The organism is Kangiella koreensis DSM 16069, from assembly GCF_000024085.1.
Classification (GTDB): Bacteria; Pseudomonadota; Gammaproteobacteria; order Enterobacterales; family Kangiellaceae; genus Kangiella; species Kangiella koreensis.
The window spans coordinates 615895-639627 of sequence record NC_013166.1; the positions used below are offsets into that span (position 1 = coordinate 615895).

Genomic DNA, 23733 nt, shown 5'->3' on the forward strand with positions numbered 1-23733 from the left:
ATAAATAATTGGGGTTTCACAATGACAGATGGAAGACAAACGATAAAAAAGGGCGCCAATAAAGCTGGCGCAGGCTGTTTGACCGCTTTTGGGGCGATATTTTTCTTTGCTGGGGTGGGTATCTTCCTATGGGGCCTGGTCTCTATTTATGACGCTTATGAAGCCCGCGGTTGGCAACCAGTCGAAGCAACCATAACCCATGTTGAACAGGTCATCTCTCGTGGCGACGACAGTACCACTTATGGCGTCAACGGCAGCTTCCAATATCAATATCAAGGGCAGTCCTACACGTCGAGCCAACTCAATTTCTACACTGGCACCGATAATATAGGCAGTTATCAACAAGACTTTTATTACAAACTGTCTAGAGTCAAAGATAATCAAAAAACCATAACTGCCTATGTTAACCCCGATAACCCCAATGAAGCGGTCATCGACAAGTCTATCCGCTGGGGCATGCTGGGATTCCAGTCGATATTCCTGATCGTCTTTGGCGGAGTAGGGCTTGGCATTATGCTGTTCGGGCGATTCGCTAAAAAGAAAGCGGTAAAAGAACAGGAATTACAACAGCTATTCCCAGACGAACCCTGGAACTGGAAAGATGAATGGCAAACCAATCGATTCAAAGCTAATACAGGAACCGGCTTTAAAGTATTACTGGGCTTCGCTATCTTTTGGAATCTGATTGCCATACCCGCTTCGGTCATGGCTATGATTGAATTCTTTAAAACTTTCGATTACCCAATCCTGTTTGTTCTATTATTCCCGTTGGTGGGCATTGGTTTGATGATTGGAGCCTATGTCGCTTTCATGCGCCATAAAAAATATGGTCAGAGCGAACTGATTTTACAGCAAACGCCAATCGCTATTGGCGGAATTAACCGCGGTACCATCGAAGTACCTAACGATAGAACCAATGACCAAACTTTTGGTAAGCCGTTAGAGGCAGTCATAACCCTCACTTGCCAGCGAAAAACCACGACCGGCAGCGGAAAAAATCGTAGCACTAAAACATCCATTATCTGGCAGGATGACCGACGTGTTCGCTCCACTATAAAAGGGCATAATACTTCAAGCTATGCATTTGAATTTAAGGTTCCGGAAGGGCTTCCTCAATCCGATGAATCTAATCAGAATAACCGAGTAGAATGGGTGCTAGAGATCGAAAGGAAGCAGCCTGGAATCGATTTAAAATTACAATTTATGGTTCCTGGATATGTGGTAGCACATCGCGTTGCGCTTGAAGCAGCCGAAACGGATCTTTTCGCTGCAGACTTTAATAACTCAAACGAAGAAAGCTCTGGTGGTCAAAGTCATTTAGGCAGCTGGAAAAACTTAGGCCTCGAAGACTCAGTGACCTCGCAAGGCAATCGCTACTACTTCTCAGCGTTTCGTAATCTGAGCTTTGCCATCAGCATGATAGTCTTCGGTTTGATTTTCGCCTCAATCGGTATTGGCGTTAATGTATACGGTGATGCCCCGATTATTTTCTTAATCGCCTTTGGTGGTTTTGGCATTTTATTTTTGATGCTGGGTTTAAGACAATTAACCTATAAAAGTGAAGTGACTGTAAGAGGTGGGCAATTGCAAGTTGCGTCAGGTCATTTATTAATGTCTGCACCCAAAATCATTCAACGAAGTGAGATCGAAAGTATCACAGCAAACAGCAACATGAGCGTTGGCAATAAGCAGGTCTTTCACGTTAGTGCAAAGCTAACCGATGGCAGCAAAGTCGTGTTGGCCAAAAATTTGTTAATGCGTAGCGATGTGGAATCTTTTATCGAAAAAATTAAAAATGAGATAGGGATAAGGGAAAGTTGAATAGAAAGTCTGGTTTGTGTGGGCGATGCATAAATCGCGCGCACAAACCAACAAATCCCCTCATCAATTCAAACGATACTTCTGTTTATCATAAGCCCAGCTGGCAAATTGTGCGTAGGCCAGTGCCAGCAACTCTTGCTCAGTGTCATGAGCCGACTCTTTGCCAAAATGTCCTTCAAAGTATGGGTAAGTTATTGGTTGTTGATTAGGGCGCAGAATGACCACCTCCTGCCCATCCCAATACGCCTGATTGTCGCCATACTGCATAATTGCTCGACCCTGATAGTCTGCAGGGATTTGAGTTAAATCATGTCCCAGCATTGGTACTTGATGATCAATACCCAATAGCGAAAGCAAAGTAGGCGCCAGATCAATTTGACTGACCAAGGTCTTATCGACCTTTGGTTTAATGTCGGGGCTAATAATAAAACCAGGAATATGGAAATGCTCGATCGGGACCAAGGTATCACCCCATACTCTGGCATCATGATCAGCAACCACCATAACCACAGAGTTTTTCATCATGCCTTTCGCTTCGAGTTCATTCAGAAACTTACCCAGCGCATAATCGGCATACTTGACTGAGTTGTTGACGGTTTGTTTAGGCTCTTCATAAAGCTCAATTTTACCGTCCGGAAATTCAAACGGTGTGTGGTTAGTTGATGTAAAAATCAAACTGAATTTAGACTGCTCCGGATTCTTCTCGAGATAGACCAATGCCTGATTGAATAGGTCTTCATCACTCACGCCCCAGTTTCCAACAAAGGATGGGTTGGCATAATTATTTTGGTCAATGGTTAAGTCAAAACCGTTATTCAAGAAAAAGCCCTTCATATTATCGAAGTGACTTTCGCCGCCATAAATGAAACTACTTTCGTAACCGTAACTTGAAAGAAGGCCGGCGAGACTAAAAAAATTGCCCTGCGCTTTGGGAAGTTTCAAAACAGGACGAGCAGGCGAAGGCAAAAAGCCGGTTGTGATGGCTTCTAAACCACGCGCCGAACGAGTGCCGGTGGCGTAGAGGTTTTCGAAGAACCAGCTTTTGTCGCGCCATTGATCGATGCTGGGTGTTAAAGACTTACCGCCCAACGCACCGACAAATTGTGCGCCAAGACTTTCTTCGACCACAATAATCAGGTTGCGGTTTTGGAAGGGTTGGCTTGGCGTTAGTTGATGCAAACTTGGCATATCGGATGTTACCAGTTGCCCAAGTTCGGACACGTCACGCTGAATAATATCAAGCATGGTTGCTTCTGGAATTTCACCGTAAAGCTTAGCCGCAGAAGACTCATTGCCCATTTGATACAAGGCATACATGACACTGTAGGTTGAGTTCAGCGGCAAGGTATTAAGCATTCGGTCATTGGAAAAAGCTACCATTGCCGGATTGATGGGGCGGTGCTGTACTCCTGAGCGTGCGCCCAGCAACAGCAATACCAGCAATGGCAGAATCAATAAAGAGCTGGCTGGGCTGAAAACAGCAATCTCACCGCTATGGCGTTTTAGCCATTGACGAGTGAGCCAGCCAGTTGCGACTAACAGAAGCGTACCAATGACTAGCTCAAACAGATAGCCATTGAACAGCATCCCAAACACTTCATTAGGACTGCTGAGATATTCGAAGAATAAACGATTGGGGCGAGAGTCATACTCCATGATAAAGGTCGGCGTAGAGAGCTCCAGCAAAATAAGAACCAGCAATAACACCCAGCAATAGACTTTTATAGCCCGCGAAAGCCAGTGCCCCTTGAATGGAGTCAGAGCATGGATAGCTAACCCCAATAGCGGCAGGAATAGCAGCTGAGATAGCGTTGCCAGGTCAATTCGTAAACCGCCGACAAGAATGGCCTGAACATCCGTAAAACCGTCAATGCGTGGCCATTGCCATAGCACGATAGCCAAACGAGAAAGCGTCAATAGGATTAGAGCAAGCAAAAAGAACTGCCCTAAAAAGCCAAGTTGTTTACGAATAAATAGCGTCATGTGATTAAACCTGAATTGATATAGGTCAATCATGGGGCCTGCCAAGATTGCAACAATGGACAAAAGACCATAGCCCAGACAAGTGCTATTGGAGATAGGAACTTAAATAGGGTACATTTGTCTATACTGCGTCTTTTATGAAAATTAAACAAGCTAAGGTATCACATTGAAAAGTAGCAAGATTTGGTTCTTAATCGCGTTTTTGACGGTCATTATCGCGTTTGATATTTCTGACCTCTACACTGATGTGACATTGCATGCAGAAGTTGATCATTTGTATGTAGAAGCCTTCATGATTCTGGTTACAGCCCTGGTCATCATCTACCTTATCTTACAGGTGGTAAGCCAAAGAACTGCTGTAACAAGTCTTGAGAAAGAGCTTAAAGAGAGTCGCCAGCTTTTGCAGGAACAGAAATCGCAAATGCAGGAAGCGCGTAAAGAATACAGCGAAGTAATTCGCAAGCAGTTTGACGAATGGAGTCTGACTGGCAGTGAAATCGACACCGCTTATCTATTGCTCAAAGGCTTGAGCTTCAACGAAATTGCCGAAGTTCGTGGCATTAAAGAAAAGTCCGTTCGTCAGCAAGCCTCGCAAATATATCAAAAAGCCAATCTACCCGGTCGCCATGCATTCGCCGCCTGGTTCTTCGAAGATTTCATGGGGTAGTGTTTTACGGAGCTTGTGCAATAACAGCTCCTGTCAGAAAAAATTACTCTTTCTAAAACTCTCTTTTAATTTTCACCCTGGATAAAATAAAACTAGAGACAACAGCAAAATACTCTTGTCTCTAGTAGCTTATAAAGGCTGTTAAATAAGCAGAAGTATAATCACCAGAATTAACAGCAATATAATCAGCAACCATAACCACCAATCATTACTAGAGCCACTGCCATCGTCTGGTTTGGTGACTGGAACTGTTGGTCGACCAGGTTGAGTAATACCAATGCCAGGTTGATAACCACTGTCTTTATCGTGCTCAATGTTAACGCTGTAACTTCCATCGCCATTATCTTTTACCGGCTCAAGTACTTTGCTTCCAGGAACATCCGATAGGGTAAAGTTGTCGGCTTGGCCCGGACCGAGCAGATTGCCCAGTGAATCCTGAGGAGTGAAGATAATGTTAACTTTATTACCATCCAGTGCAGTAACGACAAGAGAGTCTAATGTGGCTGTTGAATCGACGCGGGTGCTGACGTAAGCCGACCATGAGGTTTCACGCATACCTTTGCAATCGTGACCATAGTGGCCGACGCAGCGGAAAGTGTAAGTACCGGGTCGTGTAAACAGATTGCTAAATTCGCGCCCCCAGGGGCCATTGTGCTCGAAGTTGCCATTGACCTCACGATCTTGAGTTAAGTCGTACCATTCCTCCTCATAGCTAATGACTGGCTTCCCAGCATCCTGCTCAAGTTGGAGTAGAGTCGCCTGCACCGGCGGTATGATATCACCTTGGATTTCCAGCGGCGCTTTTAAACCAGCTTTGCTGATTAAGTTACCAAATGACTGTTTGGGTTTGGTCACAGAAAGTTTTACTGAACCATGATGGATACTGCGTCCGTTAGGGTAGTTGAGTCTAACTAATGGAGTAAAGCTTTCGCCAGTATAATAATGACGTTTGATATTAAGCGGTCTTATCACTGGCCCACCAGAAGCAATAACATTCATAAAGTAACGTAGCGGAATTGCTGGAGGGGGGAATTCACCACTGCCTTTTGGGCGCTTAAAAGTAACCGACCAGGTGCCTTCGCGCTGCCCAGAAAACGGAAGTGGAATCTTAATGAACGACCAGGTACGCCCTGAGCTTGCTTCAATGCCAGCCGTTGAAGCGGTGATGGTATCGCCATTGGGTGCTCTGGCAGTAATATTTAAATGTCCCTCAGGCTTGTCCCAACCAGCGACAATGGTCAGCATTTCTTCATCGCAAACCTCAAAGCTCATAGCTTCAGTTTCTTCAACATCGCGAGGAAGCTCAAAGGTTGGATCGATTAAGGTGCCATCTTCAAAAATATCGCCAAAGGCCAAAGCAAAGAATTTTTTCAGCTCCAGGCCATCACCAGCTCGGGTGTAAGCGCCGCCAGTAGATTGAGTTAAATCGGATAAGAGGCCACCGTTGAGATTAGCCTCAGTGCCAAGCCCAATGGCATGAATGCGTGTATCGCCAATATCGTTGGTCGCTGTTTCGATCATTGGCGGTGTATTCTGCAAACCATCGGTGAGCAACAGAATGGTTTTAGGGTTAGCACCGCCGGTGAGTTCGCTTTGTGCTTTATCGATACCATCGCCAATGCTGGTCCAGCCGTCAGGAATCAGGCCTCCCACTGCGCCACCAGAATAAGGAGCAGGGCCAATCAATTGATTTTTCTTGCCGGGATTTAAATTACCAATTCCTTCGTCGATAGAAGCGCTAGTTGAAAACGATACCAGCCCCATCCTATGTCCTGCGCTCGCCTCGACAAGCTGGACGAATAAGGATGCTGAGTCTTTCGCTTCATCTATTTTTGACTGACCGGTTCCCGCGTCACCCGACATGGAGCCGGAACGATCAATAACAAGCATAATATCCTGATCCGGCACAGGCACAGGTGTGGTCGCAATATCGTTAAGCACTGAAGGGGAAGGGCAGTAATGCAGGTTACAATCAGTACCATAAGACAGTACGCCGAGATAGCGTCCCATCATATCGAACAGACCTGAACCAGAACTTCCGCCGCTAACGTCAATATCAACACCAATAGAGCTGCTGCTGGCACTGTTAACCGTTTCCATATCCGCGTGTTTCGGCGCTAATTTTTTGGTCGCGCCATTGGGGTGGTGAATGCCAAAAATTTGCTCTCCAACTGAAGGCAAACTGTTGCGCATCGGAATCACAGGAATACCGAGACCACCCGGCGGAATATCCAGTTTCAAGATCGCATAGTCTAATCCGGAACCATCAGCCCAGCGATATTTCAGGTAGCCGGTGACTTTATGGAATATCGGATTATAACTGCCCGAGACGTTACCCATGCAGTCCGTTTGATAATCAAAAGTTACGGAGCTGGTAGGCCATTCGTTATCGATATCACCTAAGCAGTGACCCGCAGTGATAACGGTATCAGGGCCGATTAAAGTGACGGAACAGGTTGATACTGCATTGCCATGAACCGTAACGATCATGCCGCAGCTTTTTGCAACCTCGCGCCTGATATCACCACCAGGAGTGCACTCGACGTTTTCCCATTCGGGAGGTGTGTTACAGAACCAGAATGGATCATAAGTAGGTTCAGAATAGCTACCGCTGAGAACGAATGGATCGCTGTTGGATAAGCCTGCCGAGTCACCCGGTAAGCTTTCGCCACGGCCATATTCGCTTAACTCGACGCTTCCGCTGGCGCTGCCGTCGGCAATATAGCGGATCGGAATTCCGCCCGGAAATTCGGTATGGTTGATAGGACGAGTCCAGAATTGGTCGCCTGAGCTCTGGTCAAATGTATCGGTGCCATAACCAAGATCAACTTCAAGACGATTGCCCGCAGGGATGTCAGCTGACGTAAAGTGCAGCATGACAAATTTAGTGCCGCCAGGGGCAGGGGTGTGAGAAAACTCATGAAGCCAGGTGGTGCCTGAGTCGGCGGGTTGCCCTGAATCTGGGCCTATTTCAATTGCAGGTGCAACAGACTGCACCGTTCCAGTGTTGTGTGACATGATAAACTCCTTTTATCATTGTGAAGGCCACAGCTTGGGATGCTATTGGTGGGTCTAACTGTAAGCTGTTGAGATCCTTCTGTTATTTATCAGTTTCCTAAAGGTTATTTAAATCTACTGGCTGAACAGCCCGAAAAGTTAACGAACCCTCATAAAAGGTTAGAGCGTTACCTATTACTTGTCCAGTACATTTTTTGTACAGTATGAAGCTGTCGATACGATTAGATTCGATCGATATGAACCTAGCGAATAGAATAATAGCGTCCCGGCCGATCACGTTTGGCTAGAACTAATTGCCACAACTGACCATTCTTGGAACGGAAAAATCCGGCACTGCAATGCAGGTAATATTTCCACATGCGATAAAACCGCTGATCATAATTTTGAAACAACTTGTTTTGAGAAAGCTTATCCCAGGCATCATCAAAACGCTTCCACCAGGCCATTACCGTTTTGTCGTAGTCAGGCCCAAAGTTATGCCAGTCCTCGATAATGAAGCGTCTATCCAAAGCTTTAGACAGCTGAGCCGCAGAAGGGATTTTACCGTTGGGGAAAATGTATTTGTCGATCCAGGGATCGCCGTTGGCAGTGGTGCGGTCAAGACCAATGGAGTGCAATAAAAAGAGACCATCATCTTTTAATAAACGTAACGCCGTATCAAAAAAGGTCGGGTAATTTTTCGGGCCGACATGTTCAAACATGCCAATCGACACAATCTTATCGTATTCACCCGACAGCTCGCGGTAATCCTGCAACTTGATGGTTACCGGAAAACCCTCGCAGCGTTTTTGGGCGAGTTGTTGTTGTTCTTTGGAAACCGTGATGCCATCAACTGAAACACCATATTGCTCGGCGGCGTAGCGAGCGAAACCGCCCCAACCACAACCAATGTCCAAAACTTTCTCGCCAGGTTTCAATTCCAGCTTGCGGCAAATCAGATCCAGTTTAGCGATTTGCGCTTCGATGAGATTGTCCGCATTCACCCAGTAACCACAGGAATAACTCATGGTCGGATCCAGCATCGCTGCAAAAATCTCATTGCCAATATCGTAATGCCTCTCGCCAACCTCATAGGCGCGAGCGCGCTTCTGGCGATTAACGATATTCTGACGAATCGCCTCAAACAGCAACTTCAAGCGCGCCATACCGCCCAGTTTCTGCTCGATATCAGCACTCAGCAACCGGGTAAACAATTCATCCAGCGCCGCGCATTCCCACAGACCATCCATATACGATTCGCCAAGTCCCAGCGAACCCTGCGATAGAATACGACGATAGACTGCAGCATCTAACACCTGAATATCCCAAGGGTTAGAACCGTTAAAACAAACCCCAGCCTTAGCCGCTAAATCCGCCAGAATCTCAGGCGGCGCGACCTGAGCGCGCGAATGATCCGACACATCGTTCACATTGACCTCCTATCAAGCTGAAACCCTTGGATACATTAACGTATGGCTAATCTAAGATGCAAGTGACCCGGTTATGAGCATCCCAGTGGTGTAGCAATTTCCAATCATTAAAAGTCACTGGATTATGAAATACATCTCCCTAAAGGGATTCCCTTCGGTCACTTTATTTCACCAAAGGCCAGCTTCGCTGTTCAAAATCGCTCCCTGCGATTTTGTCCGCGGTCACAGCCGCGGGCAAGCAATTCTCCAAGAATTGCTACTGCATTCCCCACATCCCTGTGGGTCAGATGACATCTCTTTGCAGGTTTGCACTATCTTTAAGGATTGTCATTCCGTGCTACGACACGGAATCTGCTCTTTTCTCTTGGGCAGGCACACAGGCGCTGCCCCTACCCCTACCAAGATAGGCTGGCCAAGGCACAACCCCTCAATCCTAACCCCAATCAATTTCACGCACCTTTCATACGAAAGTGTTATCCTCATAAACGTTAATAAATTACTCCAAGGAGACAGTCATGAAAGTAGCCGCTTATGCAGCTCCCTCAGCAACCGAAGATCTTGCTCCCTTAGACATCGAGCGCCGCGCCGTTGGCGACAATGATGTGCTGATCGATATTGAATACTGCGGCGTCTGCCACAGCGACATCCACACCGCGCGTAACGACTGGGGCGGCACACAATACCCCATCGTTCCCGGCCATGAAATCATCGGTCGCGTGCTCGAAGTGGGGCAGGACGTATCTGAATTCAAAGCAGGGCAGCTGGTCGGCGTCGGCTGCATGGTCGATTCTTGTCGCCATTGCCATTCCTGCGATGAAGGGCTTGAGCAATATTGCGAAGAAGGGATCGTTGCAACCTACAACAGCGAAGACCCTGTTTCCGGTGGCATCACCCAGGGCGGTTATTCTGACAAAATCGTAGTCGATAAAGACTTCGTCTTAAGCGTCTCGGAAAAGCTCGACACCAAAGCAGTCGCGCCGCTCTTGTGCGCTGGCATCACAACCTACTCACCGCTGCGCCAATGGAACGTCAAGAAAGGCGACAAAGTAGGCGTTATTGGTTTAGGCGGACTCGGCCACATGGGCGTCAAACTGGCCAAAGCCATGGGCGCGCACGTTGTCATGATCACAACCTCGCCCGACAAAGGCAAAGACGCCAAACGCCTCGGTGCCGATGAAGTCCTTATCTCCAAAGATAAAGAAGCTATGAAACAACAGGCCAACAGCTTCGACTTCCTGCTCAACACAGTGCCCGTACCGCACGACGTCAATCCGTACGTTGCACTCCTCAAACGAGACTCAACCATGGTCATCGTCGGCGCGATAGCACCACTGCCGGATATTCATGGCGGAGGCCTGATCATGCAACGCAAACGCATCGCCGGATCATTGATCGGCGGCATCAAAGAAACCCAGGAAATGCTCGACTTCTGCGCGGAGCACAACATCGTATCCGACGTCGAAATGATCGATATGCAAAACATCAACGACGCCTACGAAAGAGTTATCAACTCCGACGTTAAATACCGCTTCGTGATTGATATGAAATCGTTGGCGCAGTAGGACATAGTTTTAAAGTCATTGGATCCCGCGGTCACAGCCGCGGGATGACAGAGCTTATTGGTAATAACCTATCTTGGTAGGGGCAGTGCCTGTGTGCCTGCCCAAAAGATCAAAAGCAGATTCCCTAAAGGGATTCCCTTCGGTCGCCTGAATCTAGTTCAGGATGACATGCCTTAGGGAATTTGCACTCTCTTTAAGGTTTGTCATTCCGTGCTACGACACGGAATCTGCTCTTTCTATCAGGATAAAGTATGCAGGGGCGAGTGGCGCTCGCCCATTATCTAAAAGCAGATTCCAAATCCAGTTTGGAATGACAATACTCAAGGATATCTCACAATCAATAAGGGGTGTCATTCCCACGAAAGTGGGAATCCATTTCTTTTATCCCACATCCCGAAGATATCCCTTTATCATCCCCCTTGAGCTGTATATAATTCGCACAGCTTAAGAGCCTTGCTTCTCTCCCAAACTGCTTCATCCAAATTCAGTTCCGACAGATCACACAGCTCTATCATGTTAAAGTACATTCTCAGCGCTGCTGAATGTGTTCGCTTAACTATTACTATCTTCATTACTCTAGGATATACCCATGAGCCACGTTGCTTTTTCGACCCTTGCTTTACAACCAGCCTTAATCGCCAATCTTGCTGATCTTGGCTTTGAGCGGATGACGCCGATCCAGGCGGATGCCTTGCCACAGGTTCTTGAAGGCAAGGACGTTATCGCGCAGGCGAAAACCGGTTCGGGTAAAACAGCGGTTTTTGGTTTAGGTATTCTGGAAAAACTCGACCCGAAAAATTTCTCGGTGCAATCTATGGTGCTGTGCCCAACGCGCGAACTGGCCGAACAGGTTGCCGAAGAAATTCGTCGTCTGGCGCGTCCGATTGCCAACGTTAAAATATTAACCCTGTGCGGCGGCACGCCATTGCGTCCGCAAGCGGACTCGTTAAAACATGGCGCGCATATCGTCGTCGGCACGCCGGGCCGTATCGTCGATCATCTGGAAAAACAAACGCTGGATCTGGATGCCATATCAACCTTGGTATTAGACGAAGCAGACCGCATGCTAGACATGGGTTTCGAAGACTCCATGGACGCCATCGTTAATGAACTGCCAAGACAGCGCCAAACCTTACTCTTTAGCGCCACCTACCCGCCACAGATTCAAGCCATCGCTGAACGCGTTATGGTCAAGCCGGTATTGGTTCAAGCGCTCGAAAAGCACGACAGCTCCAGCATCAAACAAGACTTCTACAGAATCAGCGATGAAGGCGAACGCGATGTCGCAGTGCGTTTGTTGCTACTCAAATACCGTCCTGACTCAACCGTGATTTTCTGTAACACCAAACGCCACGTTAAAGACCTGACCCAGGAACTGAAACGCCACGGATTCAGCGTATTGGCACTGCACGGTGATCTGGAACAGAAAGAACGTGACCAGGCTCTAATTCGCTTTGCGAACAACAGCGTATCGATCATGGTCGCCACCGACGTCGCCGCCCGCGGACTCGATATCGACTCGCTCGATCTGGTCATCAACTACCACATCGCCAGCGACCCGGAAATCCACGTCCACCGCATCGGCAGAACAGGCCGCGCCGGCAACAAAGGCCACGCCTGCTCCATCGTCATCAGCAAAGAAAAACACAAAGTTGCGCGCCTCGCAGAATACCTCGGCCAGGAAATCGAGCCGATAGCACTGCCCGATACCCAACTATTAAAAGAACCGACCTTCAGACCACCGATGGCAACCATCCAGATAGACGGCGGCAAGAAACAGAAACTACGCCCTGGCGACATCCTCGGCGCACTAACCGCAGACTACCGAATCGAAGGCAACGACGTCGGCAAAATCCAGGTCGCCAACAGCTGGGCCTACGTCGCCGTAAAAACCGCCGTCCTCGAAACCGCCGTCCAGCTACTCAACAACGGCAAAATGAAAGGCAAAAAATTTAGAGCGAGAAAGATTTAGAGCTTTCCTCATAACGAAAAAGCCGTGCAAAGTACGGCTTTTTTATGTGTTGATTCCATAAATGTACTCTGACCCCATTAATTCACTGGGACAGATTTATGCATGAATAGATAATGGATGTCCCATAAGTCCCATATAAATAGTAGGAAAAGGTTAATGTGAAGAATATATTTAGCTTTTTGGGTAGAATTTATAAATTAATCGTTAAGCAGATTGGAAGTATTTGGGAAGCCACTTTGTGAATCTTAGCGCTTCATTAGATAAAGCTTTAGTATTTGGGATATAGTTGGCCAAAGCGCGTAATATTAGAGTGACTGCTTCTGCATAAAGATCTATATCAGCATGCCCATCTTCTTTATCACCCCAGTGTTTAAGCCAGTTGCGAGTGTAGTTTAGGTGCTTTTGTGAATAAGTTTTAGGATCCATATGTAACTTTTTTGGAACTGTTTCCATAACAATTCTGAAAGCGGCTTCAGCTTTTAGTGGTCGACCAAATAGTTCTTCGGCGGCTCCGGCTAGTGTTATTGCTGGCGCAGGTGCGTTATGGTCAAGCAGCAGCCGTATAGCCCAATCAAGCTGCTCTTCAGCTACTTCAAGTTTACTGACATTTTGCATAAATCTTTTAACTTATCACTATTCACTGTAGGATCTTTTTCTTGATTTAATGGTTCTGATAATCCAGTCATATTGTTCCTCATGGGTAATCTTATTTTTTTCTAAAGCCACTACTTCGTTGTCAAATTTTGATTCAAAGTGTTCTTTTGACGAAATTAGAGATTCCATAATATTAGTAAAGCGGAGAACGAAATTACGTATTTTAAGAACATCTTTTTTAGAAAGAGTCCAAATTTTTGATGTCACGTCTTGGTTTTTATCATTACCTTCAGCATTGAAAGCAATGGCCCATTGCCCATGAGCGAGTTTGTTTCGGATTTCAATTATAGCGCGGATATCATTGTCCAAGGTTTCCTTTAAGTAAATGTAGCGCTGATAGTTCGTATGATTTAGGTTAAGTATATTTAGTTCTTTTCTCCTTCCATTTAAATAATTTCTTCTAAATCCATACTCTAGAAATGAATTCCACTTATCATATTCGGAGGGCTTGTTAAGTATATAGTCGACACTGGTCATTTTTATTTGAGCACTGTAATTATAAAGCAAATAAGGCAAGGTGGATTCAAGGTAAGCTGCGTGCATAACAATTAAAAGTCTTGTATTAACCTCTTCAAGGTCACGTTTATTATCTTTTATTGCCTGGTTTAGACTACGATTTATCTGAATAATACCTTTTTTTAACTTTGTCCTATTTTTTGCGTGCGCCCTAGCAATCTCTAGTCGTTCCAATTCCTATCCCTCTTTTTGAAATTATACAGGTAAGTCGTACACTTGCCCTTTACTCTCTTCTAATTAATAGTAGCAAAGTCAATAAGCTAACTAAAGTACTAGGGGCAGTGAGTCACCGTATCACCAAACAAAAGGAGATACAGGTTGTGTTTGTCTCATTAAAACGAAAGAAGGCGTGGTAGGTACCGCATAGAGGTGCGGGGTGGTACCGCATAGGAGTATACGGGATGATATCTCGTAGAAGTTAAAGTGTATCTTCTTTTAACCATATACATTGCGATTCTGTGTATAAAAGAGCTAGCTTTCAGTCTACCTATGTCTAGGAGGAGAAATGTTCCAATTTCTTGGTTTGTCAACATCGAAGGTAGACAAAGCCGAAAAAATGTATAGAATTGCAATTAAATATCGGATTTTGACAATTTTGTGCAAAAAAAAGGATTTAATCGGGAGATCTACATGCTGATCGAATTTTCAGTATCAAATTTTAAAAGCTATAAAAACAAAGAAACCTTTTCAATGTTAGCCGAGTCAGGCACTGAGCTTTTTGACTCAAATGTTATAAAAACTCATTCTGTAGAAGACATTAATTTATTAAGCAGTGCTGTGATTTATGGGCCGAACGCTTCAGGTAAATCTAATTTATTTGAGGCTATGGATACTATGATTGATCTTATCATTGAAACTAGGCAGAGAGGAGATAAGCTCACTGTAAAACCCTATGCCTTTGATAAGAATTATACTAATAAGGGCACTGAGTTTGAAATAATCTTCCTTGTAGATAATGTTAGGTACCAATATGGTTTTGAAGTTACTAAAGAAAGAGTATTGACTGAATGGCTGTTATCTTACCCAAATAAGAGACCAGTAAACCTTTTTACTCGTGAGTTTATAAATGAGAAGAAAGGGTATGAATGGAATATCGGTCAAGCTTTAAAAGGGCAAAAGAAATTATGGCAGGAGTCTACTAGAAGTAATGCATTATTCTTATCGACTGCAACGATGCTTAATAGTGAACAGTTAAGTAAAGTTTTCGACTATTTTGATAAAAAAGTTCGTGTTATTGGTTCAGACGGTTTATCAAAAAATATTACAGATAAACTATTTTCTGGAGGGAACGATAAGTCTGTTCTAAGAGACTTTTTAAAGTCAGCTGATTTTAATATCGAAGATGTTAAGTATGAAAAGCATACTATCGAAGATGATGATTTTCCTGATGATATGCCTGAGTCAATGAAGGAAGAGATTATTTCTGACTTGAGAAAAATGGGGTTAATGGAAACTAAATTTGGACATTTGGATGAAGATGGTGGCGTTAAGTATTTAGACTTCGGAGAGGAGTCATCAGGGACGCAGAGGTATTATTCATTTATTGGGCCATGGTTTTATTCTTTACGAAATGGCTTTACTCTTTTTGTTGATGAGCTAAATGAAAACTTACACCCTCTGTTGGTCGAGTTCTTAGTAAAACTCTTCAACAACCCTAAAACAAACAAGAGTGGTGCTCAGTTGATTTTCTCAACTCATGAAACTGCAATTTTAAGTCAGGAGGTATTTAGGCGAGACCAGGTTTGGTTCTCTGAAAAGAGTTCAAAAGGGTTCTCAAAACTATACTCACTCTCTGAGTTCAGAGTAAGAAAAGGTGTCGAAAATGTCGAAAAAAACTACCTTTCAGGTAAATATGGAGCCTTACCTTACTTTAAAGATGTAATGAGCATTTGGGAGTAAGCTGTATGGGATCGGAAGACTTATTTCATAAAAGGAAAGCAAAAGCCAAGCAGCAATTAGAAAGAAAAAGTAAGCTCAGATCTCCATACGATAATGTTTTGATAGTAGTTGAAGGTGAGAAAACTGAAAAAGACTACTTAAATGCATTAATAGATAAGTACAAAATTAACACAGCTAATTTTGAAGTTGTCGGGAAGGGAGAGGGGCCAATGTCAATAGTTTCAACAGCAGTACAAAAGTATGATCAGGCTTATGCAAGCCCGAATAGGTTTGATCAAGTCTTTTGTGTTTTTGATCGGGACTCTTTTGGGGACTTTAATGATGCTGTTGACCTGTGTGCAAGCAAAAACTCCGACGTGATTAACAATATGGTTGATTCTGGCGAAAAACCTGAAGAGGGAAGGGAATATTTTAAAGCCATTACTTCAAACCCTTGCTTTGAGTATTGGGTTCTCCTTCATCTAAACTACACTGACAAAGGGTACTCTGCTACTGGTAACCGCTCTATATGCGGTAAAGTCGTTGATGATATCAAGGCGCTTATAGGGACTTATGAGAAGGGAAGCATCACCAATCTAGATTTTTTGTTTGAAGACGACTGCATAGCAGCTGCTATCAAAAATAGCGAGAGAGCTTTAAGTCAAACTCTTGAGTCTGGTTCTCAAACGTATACGTTGGTACATGAGGTAGTAATCTATATGCAAAGCCTTAGTAAGGACTAGGTATTGCCTACATTTGAATGTTCTACAGGCAATAAAAAAGGCCTCACATCGCTGCAAGGCCTTTAAAATATGGCTCCCCCTGCTGGACTCGAACCAGCGACATATGGATTAACAGTCCGCAAATAATTGGAGAAAAGTACTTTTTAAATTAATGGTAAATTAATGGGGTCAGAGTAAATATTATGAGTAGAGTACCCAGAGGTTTGAATTTTGCTTGATCTAATCTGGTCGATATTTGTCGATGGCTCTAAACCTATAGGAAATTGGTTTCTTCGTATCTCCAACAAGCTTCATAACATTGAAGAGGATAGCCTGGCTTCTCAGTGGGTAGGGTTTTCTCTTATTGTTCTTTTGGTTTCGCTGTTGATTACTTCTTTGGTTCTCTTCATCAAATAAGTTTGTTTTGATGGTGGCGAATCTTAAATTAATGGGGTCAGAGTAAATTAAAGTTTAGGTGCTTTGGTAAGGTGGTATTTTACAAATCTTAAATGCCAGTTTTATAGCTTCATTAAAGCCTTCCATTGGAATAATCTCCGTAACCTCCATTATCGATCTTTCAAACGGCGGATCTTTTAGGGTGTTAAACTTGCTAACCTGTAAGTTTATCTCTAGATGTTCTGCATTCTGAAGAACCTGCCAGAATGTAATGTCATGAACTATCAATTTATTGAACTTTTCATGACGAAACTCGTGAAAAGAGGTTGAAAGACTAGATCTAAACTTATTAGTCTTATATTCGGTGCTCACTGAATAAAAGACATATTTCTCGGTATTATCAAAAACATATTCTGGGAGTTTATTCTTTAGCTTTAGCTCTAGCTTTGATGTGAGTACGTTAAAAACAGACTCTATCCCTTCTGGAGTCTTAAGTTTATCTATATCAAAACATTGATATGATACTTGTATTTTATTCGTGTTGCTCGTTACCCATACATGATCCCTAGCTTGAAAAACCATCCAGTTATTAAAGCTTGTAGAGCTAGTTTCGATTTTTGAAGATGTACTTGCAAGTAACTCTGTTGTATATATTAAACAAAGTATCGTTAGTGTGATCCCACGTATAACTAGTTTCATTCTTCACTCTCAGTTTAACTCCTTGAACTACTCATATTAGTCACACATTATATTTAGTCAAACTTCATTTAAGTTGTATGTGGCTAGGCATTAGTAATTTTGAAAGCTTGAAGAATTGATGGGGGCCGAGCAATTAAACTCAAATCCTGGACTTACGGTGGACTTACAAATTATCGCCCAACAAAAAAGGCTTACAGATTTCTCTGTAAGCCTTTCTTTTATATGGTAGCTATGGGTGGACTTGAACCACCGACCCCAGCATTATGAATGCTGTGCTCTAACCAGCTGAGCTACATAGCCATAATTCAGTGGCGCGTATTTTCGTGATTTGGGGGCTTGTTGTCAAGCCTAAAGGCTGTAAATCAAACAGTTTTTTTAGCCATGCCTGTACGAGATTGCGCCAATGGTATTTTTCCTTAGGTACTTCCCTAGAAAGAGCAGATTCCCTAAAGGGATTCCCTCCGGTCGCCTGAATCTAGTTCAGGCAGGCAACTCTCCCTAAAGGAACTTCCTTAGAAAGAGCAGATCCTGAATCAAGTTCAGGATGACAGGGTAATAGGGCAGGCACATTGGCGCTGCCCCTACCAATCGATATAGGTTTAGACGTTGAAGCGGAAGTGCATGACGTCGCCGTCTTGCACGATGTATTCCTTGCCTTCTAAGCGCCATTTACCGGCTTCTTTAGCGCCCGCTTCGCCGTTGCCTGCGATGAAGTCGTCGTAGGCGATGACTTCGGCGCGGATGAAGCCTTTTTCGAAGTCGGTGTGGATGACGGCGGCGGCCTGTGGAGCTGTGGCGCCGATTTTAACCTGCCATGCGCGAACTTCTTTTACGCCTGCGGTGAAGTAGGTCTGTAGGTTGAGGAGGCTGTAACCGGCGCGGATAACGCGGTTGAGGCCTGGCTCGTCCTGTCCTAGGTCGGCGAGGAAGTCTGCTTTGTCTTCGTCGTCTAGTGCAGCGATTTCAGATTCGATAGAAGCGCAGATTGGCACCACTTCGGAGTTTTCGCTGGCGGCGAATTCGCGCACCTTGTCGAGCAATGGGTTGTTTTCGAAGCCGTCTTCGCTGACGTTGGCGATATACATGGTCGGTTTGTTGGTGATGAGCTGGAATTTGCGCATGATTTTCTGCTCATCTTTATCCAGATCCAAAGAGCGCAGGGCGTTACCTTCGTCGAGGCAGGCTTTGGCTTTTTCCAGAATGGCCAATTCTACTTTGGCGTCTTTGTCGCCGCTTTTGGCGATTTTAGCCGTTTTCAGAATACGTTTTTCAACGGCTTCAAGGTCAGCTAGCGCTAACTCGGTGTTGATGGTTTCGATATCGGCGATTGGATCGACTTTACCGGCAACGTGAACCACGTCGTCGTTGTCGAAGCAGCGAACCACGTGCGCAATGGCGTGAGTTTCGCGGATGTTGGCGAGGAATTTGTTGCCGAGGCCTTCGCCTTTCGAGGCGCCTGCGACTAATCCTGCGATATCGACGAATTCCATGGTTGCGGGTAAGACGCGCTGTGGATTGACGATTTTAGCCAGGGCATCAAGGCGCGGATCAGGAATCGGCACCACGCCAGTGTTCGGTTCGATGGTGCAGAATGGGTAGTTAGCTGCATCAATACCCGCATCGGTCAATGCGTTGAAGAGTGTTGATTTACCAACGTTAGGAAGTCCTACAATACCGCAATTTAATGCCATGACGTCAATCTCTTTGAGTTGTGGTGCTTGTTAACTGGCGGGCGGGGTGACGCTGTGCAGTCGATGCACGGCTTTATCCCAGTCGCCATTCAAAAGGGTGCCGGTTTCGCGTACCGCTTCATCAATCGCGAGGATGATGGCGTTGCGGTCGTCCGGACTGGGCTTACTGAGCACATAGCCTGTGACCTGGCTTTTATGGCCCGGATGGCCAATGCCGACTCGTAAGCGCATGAATTCTTTATTGTTGCCGAGGCTGCTGATGGTGTCGCGCAGGCCGTTATGACCGCCGTGACCACCGCCTTTTTTCAGCTTTAATGTGCCGGGATCGATATCCAGCTCATCGTGGGCAACTAAAATCTGTTCCGGTTCGACTTTATAGAAGTTGGCGACTGCCTGTATGGCTTTGCCGCTAAGGTTCATAAAGGTGGTTGGGATTAACAGCATGACTTCGTGGCCATCGATGAATCCTTTGCCGAACAAACCGTGGAACTTGCTTTCAGTTTTGAGCGGAATCGAATAGGCGCGCGCGAGTTCTTCCACATACCAGGCTCCGGCATTGTGGCGGGTGCCATCGTATTGTGTGCCTGGATTAGCCAGACCGACAATTAACTTGATGCTCGACACTGCGCAATTTCCCCAAAGTTAAATTTAAAAAGGGCTTTAAAGAAAAGACCCCGAAATGGTTGCCCTTAAAAAGGATTTCGAGGTCTTATCATAGCCAGAAAAGGCTGATTTCGCTAAGGAAGCAAAGAATTACTCTTTGTCTTCACCTGCTTCGTCGTCGCCTTTCTGTTCAGATGCTGGAACTTCTGCTGCTGCTTCATCAGCTGCTTCCGCTTCTGCTTCAGCTTCTTCATCTTCAGATGGGCCACTTGGACGTACGATGTTAGCTACTGACAAGTCATGCTCTTCGCCTTGAAGTGCTGTTAGTTCAACACCTTCTGGCAATTTAAGATCTGACAAGTGAATCGTTTCGCCAATTTCCAACGCGCCTAGGTCAACTTCGATGTACTCAGGTAGATTACGTGGACGACACGCTACTTCTACGCTAGTGACCTGGTGAGAAACGATGCCGCCAGCTTTAACGCCAGGAGCTGATTTCTCATTGATGAAGTGTAAAGCAACATTGGCGTTCATGATTTCGCCACGAACGATGCGCTTAAGGTCCATGTGTAGAACTTTTGGTTTGTATGCGTGACGCTGAATGTCTTTAATCACTACTTCTTCAACTTTACCAGCAATATCCAATTTGATGATTGAAGAATAAACAGCTTCTTCATCAAGCATATTGATGATTTGGTTGTGATTTAAAGAAATAGATTTAGGTTCTTCCTTACCACCGTACACGATAGCAGGAATTTGATCTGCTTCACGACGTAGGCGGCGGCTCGCACCTTTCCCCATATCGCTACGCAATTCAGCGTTAAAAGTATATTCGCTCATTGTGATACTCCACAAGTTGAGGGTTAGTATAAACCTGTACTTCGCGACCAAAGACAGGCATGAATTTTTGGTCTTCAGGTCAATTTGACCGTGCAGGCCCAAAAATGGTGCGAAATTATACAACAGCTAGGGCGGCAGAAGCTAGGGGAAATGTGGGTTTTTTGGACAATGGTGGTATTGGTAGGGGCAGTGCCTGTGTGTGTGCCCAAGAGAGAAGAGCAGATTCCGTGTCGTAGCACGGAATGACAAGCCTCTGGGCTGGTGCTTGCTCTTTGTTTGTGTAGGCTAGGTGTGGTTCGTAGGGGCGTCTCTTTAAAGTCACTGGATTATGAAATACATCCCTGTATTTCACCCTACGGGCCAGCTTCGCTGTTCAAAATCGCTCCATGCGATTTTGTCCGCGGTTAAACCGCGGGATGACAGAGTTTATTGGTAGCAACCTATCTTGGTAGGGGCAGTGCCTGTGTGCCTGCCCAAGAGAAAAGAGCAGATTATGAAATACCTTTAGGTAATTCAGAATCTGGGCGGGCACATTGGCCCGCCCCTACCTTTATCGATAGGGCATGGAAAGGGCGACCGCAAGGCCCACCCTACGAAATGGTTTGAATCTCAGGCATTAAAAAAGCAGGCGCGAGGCCTGCTTTTTTGTGGGTGCTTTAGAAACTACCCGAATCTCAATCGTTCAGGAGTATTAGTCTAGAAACATGGTTGAGATAGATTCTTCGGTATTAACGCGTCGAATTGATTCGCCCAATAGTGGTGCCAGGTCGAGGATTTCAATGCGATCGCATTTTTGGGCTTCTTCGGAAAGCGGGATGGTGTTGGCGACGACCAGACGGTCGAGGCTTGAGCCGCTGATGTTGCTGATGGCTTTGCCGGAGAGGACTGCATGGGTTGCGTAGGCGAATACGCTTTTGGCACCGTGGTCTTTAAGCGCCTGTGCTGCCTGGCAAAGTGTGCCGGCGGTGTCGACCATGTCATCGACAATCACACAATCACGTCCAGTGACATCACCAATGATGTTCATGACGCTGACTTCGTTGGCGCGTGGGCGACGTTTATCGATAATCGATAGGTCGGCGTCGTCGAGGCGCTTAGCGATTGCGCGTGCACGAACCACACCGCCAACGTCTGGCGAGACAACCATCAGGTTTTTGCCAGCGATATTGGATTGGATGTGTTCGAGAAGTACTGGAGTGGCGTAGACGTTGTCTACTGGAATATTGAAGAAGCCTTGAATCTGGTCTGCGTGTAGGTCAACCGTTAGAACTCGGTCAAAACCGACGCCGCTGATCATGTCGGCAACTACTTTGGCGCTGATTGGAACACGCGCTGAGCGTACGCGACGATCTTGACGTGCATAACCATAGTAAGGGATCACTGCGGTGATACGCTTGGCAGATGCACGCTTGAGTGCGTCGGCCATGATGATCAATTCCATCAGGTTATCGTTAGTTGGTGCGCAAGTAGATTGAATAATGAAAACGTCTTTACCACGAACGTTTTCTAGAATTTCGACGCTGCATTCGCCATCGCTAAAGCGTTCGGTATGCGCTTTACCAAGTGGCACGTTTAAGTAATCGGAAATTCGTTTAGCGAGATCAGGTGTGGCATTACCACTGAAAAGCATTAAATCAGACATCGAAAAGCCCTGTAACATTAGCCCCAAAAGTTACAGCAAGCAGAAAAAACTGGGAAGAGAAAGATGGCAGGGGTAGCTGGATTTGAACCAACGAATGGCGGCATCAAAAGCCGCTGCCTTACCGCTTGGCGATACCCCTGCAATTTTTTACTTTATCAGCGGGGAGGCGTTGATACCTCTAGCTTCTAAAGTTAGCCAGCGCTGCTTGCACAGAGCGGCTATTTTACGGACTTCTCGCTCGTTGTCAAAGGTTAAGAAGAGACAACTTCCGGTTCCGGTTAGCATCACTTTTCCGTATTGAGACAGATGCTCAAAGGCTTCTTTTATCTCCGGATAAAGTTCGAGAACCAGTGTTTGCATGGCGTTGTAACCAACTTCAGGCAAACTCCCTTCGCGAGTGGCGCGTAATTTAATGGGTTTGTCGTTTCTTGTCAACGCTGAATGTGAAAAAATTTTGCCGGTGTTCACATGAACGTTTGGATAGACAATGAGATACCACTTTTCGGGTATGTCGGTGTTGGTTAAAAGTTCGCCAATCCCTTCCGCCCAGGCGCTATGACCATTGACGAAAACTGGCACATCTGCACCCAATTGACGACCTAGATCGATTAATTGCTGCTGATCGAGATGCAGATTCCATAACTGATTAAGAGCAACTAAGGTGGTAGCGGCATTGGAACTGCCGCCGCCAAGGCCTGCACCGGAGGGCAATCGCTTGGTCAGTTTAATATCTGCGCCGTGGGGGCTTTTGGCTGAGTTTTTGCAAAAAGGCTGCAAGATTCGGGCAGCTTTTATGACCAGGTTCTGTTCGCTGGGGACTTCGTTGTATTCGCTGACCAGAGTCAGTTCGCCGGTATCGTTAGGTTTAATCCAGAGATCGTCGCCGAAATCTAATAATTGAAACAGGGTTTGCAGTTCGTGGTAACCGTCGGCGCGTTGACCTAACACTCGCAACTCTAAGTTGAGTTTGGCCGGCGAGGGCCAATAGCTGTAGCCCTGATCATTGAGGCTACCGGTTGCACGGGTGAAGCTCATAGGGTCAGATCCCAGCTGCGTAATGACAATATGATCTTGTTGTCGCCCTGTGTGATTCTAATTTTTTGCGGCAGGGAGATGCTGTGGCCATGCTGCCAGGGATGGGTGTCGTATTTTTGGAATAAGACCTGATAGTCCTGATAATTGATTTCCTGCAGGGTGCCGTCGGCGTTGATTTTCAGATCGTCGCGATGGATGCCGGTTGGTAAACCCAATACCCAGTCCTGCAAATAATGAATGGGCAGGTTCCAGCCCAATACATCGTATAAAAGCTGTTCGGCGCTATAGCCTTCGAAATGCTGTTCGTCACCGGTTTTGAGGACGGTTAATTCGGGCGTGATATCCAGTAGCGCGTAGGTGGTGCCGAAAGTACCGTACATGCGAATGGTCAAGGTGTCGCGCGATTGTTGTTTCCACATGATGCTGCTGGAGAAGCTGTCATCGGGCTGGGTAATGCCGATGCGGCCTTGAGTCGTAAAGCCTTTAATGGTTTTCAGCGCTTGATATTGTTTTTGCCATAGAGGGTCATTCCAGACAGTGGTGTCCTGCTTTTCGGGCAAGGTTTCGCAGGCGGTCAGTAATAATGCAAGACTGATGAATAGGGCGCGCGATAATAAACTCATCT

At 45.7% G+C, this 23733-nt stretch carries 18 protein-coding genes and 3 tRNA genes; 6 read left to right on the forward strand and 15 right to left on the reverse strand.

The genetic code is table 11. From position 1 onward, the window contains the following. Window positions 1-21: 21 nt before the first annotated feature. Window positions 22-1821: a DUF3592 domain-containing protein gene (locus tag KKOR_RS03065; protein ID WP_012800545.1), complete on the forward strand. Its 1800-nt coding sequence runs from the start codon at window positions 22-24 to the stop codon at window positions 1819-1821. Between the two features lie 63 nt (window positions 1822-1884). Here KKOR_RS03065 and KKOR_RS03070 read toward each other — a convergent pair whose 3' ends face one another. Beyond that, window positions 1885-3804 carry an LTA synthase family protein gene (locus KKOR_RS03070; protein ID WP_012800546.1) on the reverse strand — a complete coding sequence of 640 codons (1920 nt, stop codon included), beginning with the start codon at window positions 3802-3804 and terminating at the stop codon, window positions 1885-1887. 166 nt (window positions 3805-3970) lie between these two features. Here KKOR_RS03070 and KKOR_RS03075 point away from each other — a divergent pair, with 166 nt between their 5' ends. After that, window positions 3971-4471 carry a helix-turn-helix transcriptional regulator gene (locus KKOR_RS03075; protein WP_012800547.1) on the forward strand — a complete coding sequence of 167 codons (501 nt, stop codon included), beginning with the start codon at window positions 3971-3973 and terminating at the stop codon, window positions 4469-4471. Window positions 4472-4612: 141 nt separating this feature from the next. Here KKOR_RS03075 and KKOR_RS03080 read toward each other — a convergent pair whose 3' ends face one another. Then, the gene (locus KKOR_RS03080) at window positions 4613-7489 is read right to left on the reverse strand and encodes a vWA domain-containing protein (RefSeq protein ID WP_012800548.1); all 2877 of its coding nucleotides are present in this window, start codon (window positions 7487-7489) and stop codon (window positions 4613-4615) included. Between the two features lie 242 nt (window positions 7490-7731). Continuing rightward, window positions 7732-8898, reverse strand: a complete 1167-nt coding sequence (cfa, locus tag KKOR_RS03085; RefSeq protein ID WP_012800549.1) for a cyclopropane fatty acyl phospholipid synthase — start codon at window positions 8896-8898, stop codon at window positions 7732-7734. Window positions 8899-9413: 515 nt separating this feature from the next. Between cfa and KKOR_RS03090 the strand changes: the two genes are divergently transcribed. Both KKOR_RS03090 and dbpA read left to right on the forward strand, forming a co-directional pair. Further along, window positions 9414-10460: an NAD(P)-dependent alcohol dehydrogenase gene (locus KKOR_RS03090; protein WP_012800550.1), complete on the forward strand. Its 1047-nt coding sequence runs from the start codon at window positions 9414-9416 to the stop codon at window positions 10458-10460. Between the two features lie 589 nt (window positions 10461-11049). Next, window positions 11050-12432, forward strand: a complete 1383-nt coding sequence (gene dbpA, locus KKOR_RS03095; protein WP_012800551.1) for an ATP-dependent RNA helicase DbpA — start codon at window positions 11050-11052, stop codon at window positions 12430-12432. A gap of 204 nt (window positions 12433-12636) precedes the next feature. Here dbpA and KKOR_RS03100 read toward each other — a convergent pair whose 3' ends face one another. Both KKOR_RS03100 and KKOR_RS03105 read right to left on the reverse strand, forming a co-directional pair. Next, a complete protein-coding gene (locus KKOR_RS03100) occupies window positions 12637-13047 on the reverse strand; it encodes a hypothetical protein (RefSeq protein WP_012800552.1) in 411 nt (136 codons plus the stop codon). Window positions 13048-13065: 18 nt separating this feature from the next. After that, window positions 13066-13776, reverse strand: a complete 711-nt coding sequence (locus KKOR_RS03105; RefSeq protein ID WP_012800553.1) for a hypothetical protein — start codon at window positions 13774-13776, stop codon at window positions 13066-13068. Window positions 13777-14232: 456 nt separating this feature from the next. Between KKOR_RS03105 and KKOR_RS03110 the strand changes: the two genes are divergently transcribed. Further along, a complete protein-coding gene (locus KKOR_RS03110; RefSeq protein ID WP_012800554.1) occupies window positions 14233-15501 on the forward strand; it encodes an AAA family ATPase in 1269 nt (422 codons plus the stop codon). Between the two features lie 5 nt (window positions 15502-15506). Beyond that, complete coding sequence (locus KKOR_RS03115) at window positions 15507-16223, forward strand: RloB family protein (protein ID WP_012800555.1); 717 nt, start codon at window positions 15507-15509, stop codon at window positions 16221-16223. A 70-nt stretch (window positions 16224-16293) separates the two neighbouring features. Here KKOR_RS03115 and KKOR_RS13540 read toward each other — a convergent pair. The 10 genes from KKOR_RS13540 to lolB all read right to left on the reverse strand — a co-directional run bounded on the left by KKOR_RS13540 (window position 16294) and on the right by lolB (window position 23731). Then, window positions 16294-16392, reverse strand: a tRNA-Asn gene (locus KKOR_RS13540). Window positions 16393-16673: 281 nt separating this feature from the next. Beyond that, window positions 16674-17297, reverse strand: coding sequence for a hypothetical protein (locus tag KKOR_RS03120; RefSeq protein ID WP_012800556.1), 624 nt, complete (start codon window positions 17295-17297; stop codon window positions 16674-16676). Between the two features lie 223 nt (window positions 17298-17520). Further along, window positions 17521-17597 (reverse strand) — tRNA-Met (locus KKOR_RS03125). Window positions 17598-17896: 299 nt separating this feature from the next. Beyond that, on the reverse strand, window positions 17897-18988 hold the full coding sequence (gene ychF, locus KKOR_RS03130) for a redox-regulated ATPase YchF (protein ID WP_012800557.1): 1092 nt from the start codon (window positions 18986-18988) through the stop codon (window positions 17897-17899). 30 nt (window positions 18989-19018) lie between these two features. Beyond that, the gene (pth, locus tag KKOR_RS03135) at window positions 19019-19612 is read right to left on the reverse strand and encodes an aminoacyl-tRNA hydrolase (protein ID WP_012800558.1); all 594 of its coding nucleotides are present in this window, start codon (window positions 19610-19612) and stop codon (window positions 19019-19021) included. Window positions 19613-19741: 129 nt separating this feature from the next. Next, window positions 19742-20431, reverse strand: a complete 690-nt coding sequence (locus KKOR_RS03140) for a 50S ribosomal protein L25/general stress protein Ctc (RefSeq protein ID WP_012800559.1) — start codon at window positions 20429-20431, stop codon at window positions 19742-19744. Window positions 20432-21122: 691 nt separating this feature from the next. Continuing rightward, complete coding sequence (locus KKOR_RS03145; RefSeq protein ID WP_012800560.1) at window positions 21123-22073, reverse strand: ribose-phosphate pyrophosphokinase; 951 nt, start codon at window positions 22071-22073, stop codon at window positions 21123-21125. A gap of 64 nt (window positions 22074-22137) precedes the next feature. Next, window positions 22138-22212: transfer RNA gene (locus KKOR_RS03150), tRNA-Gln, on the reverse strand. Between the two features lie 8 nt (window positions 22213-22220). Continuing rightward, window positions 22221-23108, reverse strand: coding sequence for a 4-(cytidine 5'-diphospho)-2-C-methyl-D-erythritol kinase (gene ispE / locus KKOR_RS03155; protein ID WP_012800561.1), 888 nt, complete (start codon window positions 23106-23108; stop codon window positions 22221-22223). Then, a complete protein-coding gene (gene lolB, locus KKOR_RS03160; RefSeq protein WP_012800562.1) occupies window positions 23105-23731 on the reverse strand; it encodes a lipoprotein insertase outer membrane protein LolB in 627 nt (208 codons plus the stop codon). The genes ispE and lolB overlap by 4 nt, the downstream gene beginning before the upstream one ends. Between the last annotated feature and the right edge of the window lie 2 nt (window positions 23732-23733).